Source organism: Coriobacteriia bacterium (genome assembly GCA_014859305.1).
GTDB lineage: Bacteria > Actinomycetota > Coriobacteriia > Anaerosomatales > Kmv31 > Kmv31.
Map to the genome: position 1 here is coordinate 24,040 of JACUUM010000032.1, position 7,610 is coordinate 31,649.

The following is a 7,610-nucleotide window of genomic DNA, read 5'->3' on the forward strand; positions in this document are numbered from 1 at the left end:
GCCTACTCCTCGACGTAAGGAGCGATGCTCGGCTGCGCGAGGAAGGCTTCGGCTACGCGCGACCCGTCGTAGTCGGCGGCTATGCGCCGAATCACCTGTCTGCCGGCTGCCACGTCCTCCGAGAGCAGGTAGCTCTCGGCGAGGGCGGTGTCGCGAAGCACGCTGCGGGGCAGCGGCTCCAGCACGGCGATCGCCTCGCCGTACCGGTCCAGGTTGTTCAGCGCCCGTGCCTGGTGGATCCGCAAGTCGACGAGATCGGGGTAGTCCATCAGCGCGAGGTTGATCACGGCCAGGGACTTCTCGCCCACCGCCGGCCCGAGCATCCCCGAGGCCTGTCCGAGGAAGTCGATCCTCTCCAACGTGTACAGCAGCTCGTGCGGATGCTCGTCGGCCAGCCGGAAGACCTCCGCGTCGAACGCCTCGGCGGCGGAGAGCGCCTCCGCGCCGCCCTGGCTGAGAAGCGGCGTCAACGCGACGCGGCGCATGCCGAGGTACTCCAGCTGGATCGTCTTGTCCCATGGAGCGACGGCTCGCGCGCGATCGAGGCTTGCGGCGTCGCGCGTCCGCATGAACCGGCCGAGATGGTAGTCGGCCACTACGGGGACGGCCGCGCCGGCGAGGCAGACGGCGGCTACGAGCGCGCCTGTGAGCCGGACGGCGGGAGCCAGTCGGGGCGCGACCTCGCGCCCGGAAGCGCCCGGCGTCAGGAGTACCGCGACGCAGACGAAGAACAGCAGGGTGAGCGGGATCGTCGTCACGCCGAACAACGACGCCACCAGCAAGCCCGTGAAGGCTCCCAGCCATCCGACGTAGATCCCGCGCCTCCCGGGCGAATCCGCGGTCAGCCTGATGTTCCTCGCGCCCGCGTTGAAGCCGAGACCGATCATCGCGAGCAGTGCGAGCAGCGCAGGGACGCCCAGCGTGGCGGCTATCGCGATGGGGAAGCTGTGCGGGTCCTCGAAATACGACGCGGCGCCGGTAGCCGGGTCGGCGAGGGCGACGGCCTGCCGGTACCAACCGAACGTGTACGAGTCGGGACCCGTGCCGAGGACCGGCCGGTCGACGACGACGCCGGCGGCGTCCTTCCATCCGGAGATGCGCCCGCCGGAGAAGGCGTCCAGTCCGGCATCGAGCCCCGTCGTGACGCGCCGGACGATCGCCCCGGGCTGGGCGATCGCGACGCCCGCGACGACGGCGGCAAGGGCGATCGCGACGCCGGTCACGGCATGCCGGGGGGTGATCGACCTGCCCCGAACGGCGAGCGCTCCCGCCACCAACAGGCCTGCCGCGACGCCCGCCCATGCGCCCCGGACCTGGGTGACGAGCAGCCCGGCTCCCAGCACCGCGGCGGCGGATGCGGCAAGGATGCGTCCCACGCGCCGCGGCTCGGTCAGTGACAGGCTCAATGCCAGGATGAAGGGGACCACCAGGAACGTACCAAGGAAGTCCGGATTCCCGAACAACCCGCCGCCTCGGCCGTACAGGTAGCCGGCCGCGCCGATGCCCAGTTCCTCGAGATAGTCCGATCCGACGACGGCTGCTTGAAAGAGCGAGACCACGGACACGGCGACGCCGCTTCCGACGAGTACCCTCGTCAACGCGCGGACCCGGTGGGCCGAGTCCACCAGTTGCAGGATGAGGAAAGCGACGGTACCGTACGCGAGGTACGCCACGAGTCCGTTCGCCGCGTCCTTGCCGAAGAAGGCTACGGGCCGGTCCAGCGCGAACATCGTCGAGAGGACGGCAGCCGAGATCAGCGCGAGCGCTGCGAAGCCCGATCGGCGCCAGCGGACTCGCCGCACGTCTCCGAATGCCCACAAGAGGAGCGAGACCGCTGATAGAATGCCCACCGAAGCGAGTTTCGGGATGACGAACGGGTCGTACGTCAGCGGAAGCGAACGAAGTAGCATGGATGTTGCTGTCGTCGCGAGCGGAGTGAGCGACACGCAGGCCAGCAGGGCGTACCAGGACCATTGCGGCGGGCGGTTCAACGTCGTCTCCAATCGGAGTGAGATGTCGGTCCCTGACCGGATCGATCAGGAGTGTCCGCCAGCTATTCTAGTACCAATGCCGCCGAGCCCCGATGGCGCGCACAAGAGCGCGGGATACTCGAAAGGAATGTGATGGCAGGCACTCAGCCCGATGATCTCACGCACGACGGTGAGTCCGATCCCGGAGTCGTCCCCTCGAGCGGACCTCCCCCTCGCCGCGCCTCGATGTTCGACGATCCGGTCGTGAAGCTGCTGTCCGTCGTGGCCGCCGTCGTCATCGTCTTGTTCCTGTCGACGGTCGTCGCAGCTCTCTACCTCGGTATCCTGGGTTCGGATACTCCTCGCACCCGCATGGAGCGCGATCTGAACGCTTACGAGTTCCAGACCAGCGCCGGGACACGGGACCCGGAGGTCTGGCGTGCCTACATCGGGGCCCTGGTCGACAGCGGCCAGCTCCAGAAGGCGCAACAGGCCGTCGACCGCGGGATGAAGGTGATCGACGACAGGCCCGGCGCCGACATGATGTTCGCCCAGGCACAGGTACACTTCTCCTCCAAGAAGTACGAGAAGGCCGTCGAGACCGCGACGGAGGGCATGGCCGCCCTCACCGCCTACCACGAGGCGCAGCTGAAGGTCGACGGAAGCCCCGAGCAGAAGGGCCAACAGATCAGCCAGAACTACTGGGGCATGCTCTACCTGAGGGCCCTGTCGTATGTGGAGCTCGGTGAGTTCGGCGAGGCGATCGCCGACTTCGACGAATACCTTGACGAGCGGGGCGGCGCCTCGGACGTGTACGTGCTTCGCGGAGACGCCAAGGTGGAGGTCGGGGACGAGGCGGGCGCGGAGGAGGACTACCGCACCGCGCTCAACTTCATCCAGGACAACAAGGGCGCCCTCGACGGACTCGAGAAGCTGGGAGTCAAGCCATGAGCGAGATCGAGACCGGTTCGACGCAGGGCATGGCCGCCTTGACGACGCCGACCGAGCGGCCGACGGGGGGACGCAGGTCGCGTCGCGGCAGGAGGATCCTGATCGCCGTCATCATCATCCTGCTGCTCTCGCTGTGCGCCATCGGCTCGGTGCTCGTCCGCATGGTCCTCCCCTCGTCCGACCATGTGGCGGACCGCGAGGAGTCCGGCGGTGTCGAGTGGATCCGCTCCATCTACGGATGGGGCCCGGCGGAGAACCAGCTCTTCATCCGGCCGCTGAAGGTGGAGGTCGGGGCCGGCGGAGCCATCTACGTCACCGATCAGCAGTACAGCTTCGTGATGCAGTTCTCGCCAGAAGGGGTGCTTACTCGCATCATAGGCGAGGAGGCCGATCCTTCGCTCTATCGCGTCGGGGCGGTCGCCGAGGGGGACGGCCAGCTCTTCTTCGGGCAGACGGCCCAGGACCGGGTCCGGGTGTTCTCAGCCGAAGGCACAGAGGAGAGCAACTTCGAGTTCCCCAGCCCGAACGACATCGAGTTCTCGGGCGATCGGCTCGCCGTCTCGTCCAACATCGGATTCGTCGTGTTCGATAGCGAGGGTGAGTTCCTCCACGAGGTCGGGGGCAAGAGGGGGGAGGGCGACGACGAGTTCGACGTCATCTCCGGCGTGGCCTACGGTCCCGACGGGACCCTCTACATCACCGACGCCTACAACAACCGCATCAGCGCCTACGACGAGGACGGTACCCGGCTCTGGATGCAGCGGACGGGTAAGCCGCCCAAAGGCCTCGACATCACCAAGCCCGCGATGGCGGCGGCGGACGACACCACCGGCACTCCTCGTCTGCAGATGCCCGTGGACCTCGTCGTGGACGGCAACAACCGGCTCGTGGTCGTCGACGGCATGGACTTCTCGATCACCGTGTTCGACACGAAGGACGGCTCCTTCATCGCCAAGTACGGGGCTTACGGCACGAAGGAGGGTCAGCTCCTGTACCCCACGAGCATCGACTACGATCCCGAGAGGGACTGGTTCGTCGTCTCCGACGGGGGGAATCGCAGGGTCCAGATCCTGCGGATCACGGGCTCGTCCCAGGGCTCGGACGCCGCTCTGGGTGCCGTACGCCGCGCTCTCGCCGGTCCGCTGCGCGCCTTGATATTCCCGCTCCTTCTCCTGCTGCTGCTGATCATCCTCTGGGCGGTTCTGCGCAAGCGGCGGAGGACCGGCGAGGAGCAGGCGGTCATGGTGTCGGACGACCCGGATCAGGCGCCCGGCGGGGAGCGTTCCGCGTGAGTCGTCTACGGACGGCAGTGAGTGACCACTCGTGACTATGCTTGCTACCTGGGCAAACGACGCCGGGCACCAGCGGCTCGGGAGATTGTGAAGCTGGTTGTTTGTGCCTGTGTGGATGTGGTAGATTAACTTTGGATAAGCAACTGTGCTTATTGATTCTGATCTCTAGGAAGGAGGTGACAACTATGAAAGAGACAAGAACCCACATCGACCTACAGGGAGTCATCAGTATGAAGAAGACGCTCTTGGTCGTCGCTATGGCCACGGCGCTCGTCCTGATGTTCGCGTCCGTCGCCTACGCGATCGGCCCGTTCTACAACGCTGCCTACAAGAACACCATCTATCCCGGTCCCGGCACGTACCTCGACTGGGACACCGCCGCAACCTTCGCCGGCAACACCGGCACCTCGCCGCACGGTGGCTACTCGGCCAACACCAACAAGTGCGCCGTGTGCCACTCGGTCCACACCGCCGCTCCTGGCGGCTCGGTCCTCACTGCCGGCGGTCCGTTCGCCACCTACGCGCAGGGCTGCGTGTTCTGCCACAACGAGGGCAACACCTTCACCGACGTGGTCATGACCGCCAACGCCGACGGCTACATCTCGCCGCACGGCACCTGCACGCGCTGCCACGCGCTCAACCCGCACGGTGTCGGCACCTCGGAGTACGTGACGCTTGCGTCGAAGCTGATCAACATAAACGCCGACACGTGGATCACGCAGGACCTCGCCGTCCCGGGTAAGAACGGCCTCGACATCGGGATGTTCGACGGTTCCGGCGACATCGCCACGGGTCTGACGCTCGGCACCGGCTACCTCTGCGGCAACTGCCACCGGCAGGGCTTCGCGGTCAACGTCGCCGGGACCAGCCCGGCGTCGACGCTCGGTGCCTTCACCGGCCACCGGGTGACCGCCATGGCATCCGCCACGTACGACGGCCCGACCTACGGCGCCTCGTACACCGCAGGCCCCGTCGCCTACGAGAACGCCAGCAAGTGCACGGCCTGCCACGACGCCCTCACCGCCTCCAACGACACGGCGTTCCCGCACGGCTACGTGGACGCCGCCGGCGCGATCACGCCGAAGACGGTCGCGGGCTCCAGCTACATCTGGCTCACCTACGCCGAGGACGCCCTCGCCGCGAAGACGCTGCTGACCAAGACCAACGTTCCCGGTACGAACCTCGAGAACACCGAGCTTCTCACGAACGACGGTCTCTGCCTCAAGTGCCACCGCGACGGCACTGGAGCTGGTGTCGGCCTCGACTTCTAGGAGAGCTGACGGCACGGCGATCCGTCGCCGACCGGTACCACGGACCGGCTCCCGCAAGGGGGCCGGTCCTCTCTTGCGGGGTGTCTCAGCCCTGCAGTCTCGAGGTCATCCACCCAGGCTGCCGGCAGGCTCACTGGCGCATGCCTTGCTGGTAGAATAGGCATCAGTCGTCGCGTTCACCGTTGACTCTCAGCGAGGACCATCACGTGCCCAACCTGCCGAAGCAGGCCATATTCCAGACCACGCTCGTCCTGGCCGGGGTCGCGCTCTTGGCCCTGTCGGCGGTGTCGGTCACCGCGGTGACCCTGCCGGCGTGCCGGTCCTGCCACATGACCGAGGGATTCGAAGAGGACACCTCGAAGTCACCCCACGCGTCGGTGTCTTGCGTGGCGTGTCATGTCGGTGCGTCGTTCACAGGCCGGGTCTCGTTCGCGACCCGCCAGGTCTTCCATATGGTGATCCCGGTCGTGCCGGAGGTCGACCGCGTCCACGCCGCGGTACCGGACAAGCGATGCCTCTCATGCCACTCCGCCGTCGAGGAGCCGGTCACGGTGGGCACGAGGGGGCTCTTCATCAAGCATTCGTCCTGCATGGGGGACTCGTCGTGCACGGACTGCCATTCGCTGAGCGCGCACGGCGCCTCGACCCGGTGGCCCCGGACGGCCCAGATGGAGGACTGCTACGAGTGTCACGGACGGTCGAACAAGATCACGGCGTGCGATGCGTGCCATACGGAACGTTCGGAGCGGCAGAGGATATTCGACGGGCCGTTCCGCGTCACGCACGGCCCGCAGTGGAAGAAGACCCACGGCATGGGCGACATGCGGTCCTGTGTCGCCTGCCACGACGAGACCCGCTGCAAGGGCTGCCACGGCGCCGGCGTGCCGCACGAGGGCGACTTCCTGAAGGCCCATACCAAGTACAGCACCCGCCCTGACGCCGACTGTACCGGCTGTCATCGGCAGGAGTTCTGCAGCGAGTGCCACAGGTACGAGATGCCGCACCCCCAGCGGTTCGTCCAGGGGCATTCCGGCACGGTCGAGGCCGACGGCGATGCGGCTTGCCTGACCTGCCACGAGAAGGGCGACTGCACGCAGTGCCATGAGGACCACGTCCATCCGGTCACGCGAGAGCAGATGGACGGCTTCATGCTGAAGCGCACGGACTCCGGTGGTGGTGCCCGATGAAGGAGATCGTCGACGGGTTCCTCGCGCTCGATCTCTCCGATCTGCTGGCGCTGTTCGACCAGGTCATCAAGAACCCGGGCTCGAACCCGCAGGCGTCGCTGCTGGTTCTCGGCGGTGTCGTCGTCCTCACGCTTCTCGCGGTCGTCATCGCGATCCTGGTGATCACCTCTCGCGACGACGACGATGACGACGGGACGATCGAAGCAGGGCTGCAGCCCGAGACGATCGTGGAGCGGACGGTCATGGTGGAGCGCCCTCCTCGCGAGCCCCTCACTCCCGAGGAGCGCAGATGGCTCGCCACGCGGAGCTTCCTCCTCGGCGCGCTCGGGCTCTCCCTGATCTGGCTGCTCACCGGCATCACGACGGGGTCGGAGGCCATGTGCCTGTCCTGCCACGGCAGTGACATGCCGCACTCCGAACGTCTTGTCGAAGAGGGCTCGGATCCCCATGCCTCCACGTCCTGCGTGCGGTGCCACGGCTCGGGCGGCGTGTTCGGCTCGTTGACGTACGACGTCCCCGGGCGGGCGATCCACTTCGCCGAGGGCATCATCGCACCCAAGACGGCGTCCGGGTTCGGTAAGCCTATCGCATCGAGCGCATGCAGCTCCTGTCACAGGCGGATGGGGGACGGGATCGTCACCGTGGAGCGCCGGGGCGTGCGCGTCAAGCACAAGGAGCCCCTCGACGCGGGTGCGACGTGCGTGGGCTGCCACGAGATGCAGCGGCTGACCGGCGCCGTCGGGTCCTGGACGGTGGGGATGTCCGCGTGCCTTCGCTGTCACGACAACGTGCAGGCGAGCTCCGAGTGTTCGGACTGCCACGTGAAAGACGTCGCCCAGGCGCTCCACGTCAATCGGGAGCCGAGTCCGCGGCGTCTCGTGCCCGAGACCAAGTGCTACACGTGCCATGACGAGCGCGCCTGCGACTCCTGCCACGGCA

6 protein-coding genes are annotated in these 7,610 nt (G+C 67.0%); 5 read left to right on the forward strand and 1 reads right to left on the reverse strand.

The genetic code is table 11. The features are described from left to right. Positions 1 to 2: 2 nt before the first annotated feature. Positions 3 to 1,910, reverse strand: coding sequence for an O-antigen ligase family protein (locus IBX62_07300; protein ID MBE0476883.1), 1,908 nt, complete (start codon positions 1,908 to 1,910; stop codon positions 3 to 5). Positions 1,911 to 2,123: 213 nt separating this feature from the next. Between IBX62_07300 and IBX62_07305 the strand changes: the two genes are divergently transcribed. From IBX62_07305 to IBX62_07325, 5 genes are all read left to right on the forward strand, one after another. Beyond that, the gene (locus IBX62_07305) at positions 2,124 to 2,921 is read left to right on the forward strand and encodes a tetratricopeptide repeat protein (protein ID MBE0476884.1); all 798 of its coding nucleotides are present in this window, start codon (positions 2,124 to 2,126) and stop codon (positions 2,919 to 2,921) included. After that, on the forward strand, positions 2,918 to 4,213 hold the full coding sequence (locus IBX62_07310; protein ID MBE0476885.1) for an NHL repeat-containing protein: 1,296 nt from the start codon (positions 2,918 to 2,920) through the stop codon (positions 4,211 to 4,213). Before IBX62_07305 ends, IBX62_07310 begins: the two co-directional genes overlap by 4 nt. Positions 4,214 to 4,398: 185 nt before the next feature. After that, positions 4,399 to 5,484 (forward strand): hypothetical protein, encoded by a 1,086-nt coding sequence (locus tag IBX62_07315; protein ID MBE0476886.1) that lies wholly within the window; start codon positions 4,399 to 4,401, stop codon positions 5,482 to 5,484. Between the two features lie 206 nt (positions 5,485 to 5,690). Continuing rightward, entirely contained in the window at positions 5,691 to 6,671 is a 981-nt protein-coding gene (locus tag IBX62_07320; GenBank protein ID MBE0476887.1) for a hypothetical protein, read from the forward strand. Then, on the forward strand, positions 6,668 to 7,610 hold a 943-nt coding region (locus tag IBX62_07325; protein ID MBE0476888.1), incomplete at its 3' end, for a hypothetical protein. The genes IBX62_07320 and IBX62_07325, both read left to right, overlap by 4 nt.

Coding starts and splice junctions, on each gene's coding strand:
- IBX62_07300 (MBE0476883.1), bottom strand. CDS start 1,910: ATGCTACTTCGTTCGCTTCCGCTGACGTACGACCCGTTCGTCATCCCG.
- IBX62_07305 (MBE0476884.1), top strand. CDS start 2,124: ATGGCAGGCACTCAGCCCGATGATCTCACGCACGACGGTGAGTCCGAT.
- IBX62_07310 (MBE0476885.1), top strand. CDS start 2,918: ATGAGCGAGATCGAGACCGGTTCGACGCAGGGCATGGCCGCCTTGACG.
- IBX62_07315 (MBE0476886.1), top strand. CDS start 4,399: ATGAAAGAGACAAGAACCCACATCGACCTACAGGGAGTCATCAGTATG.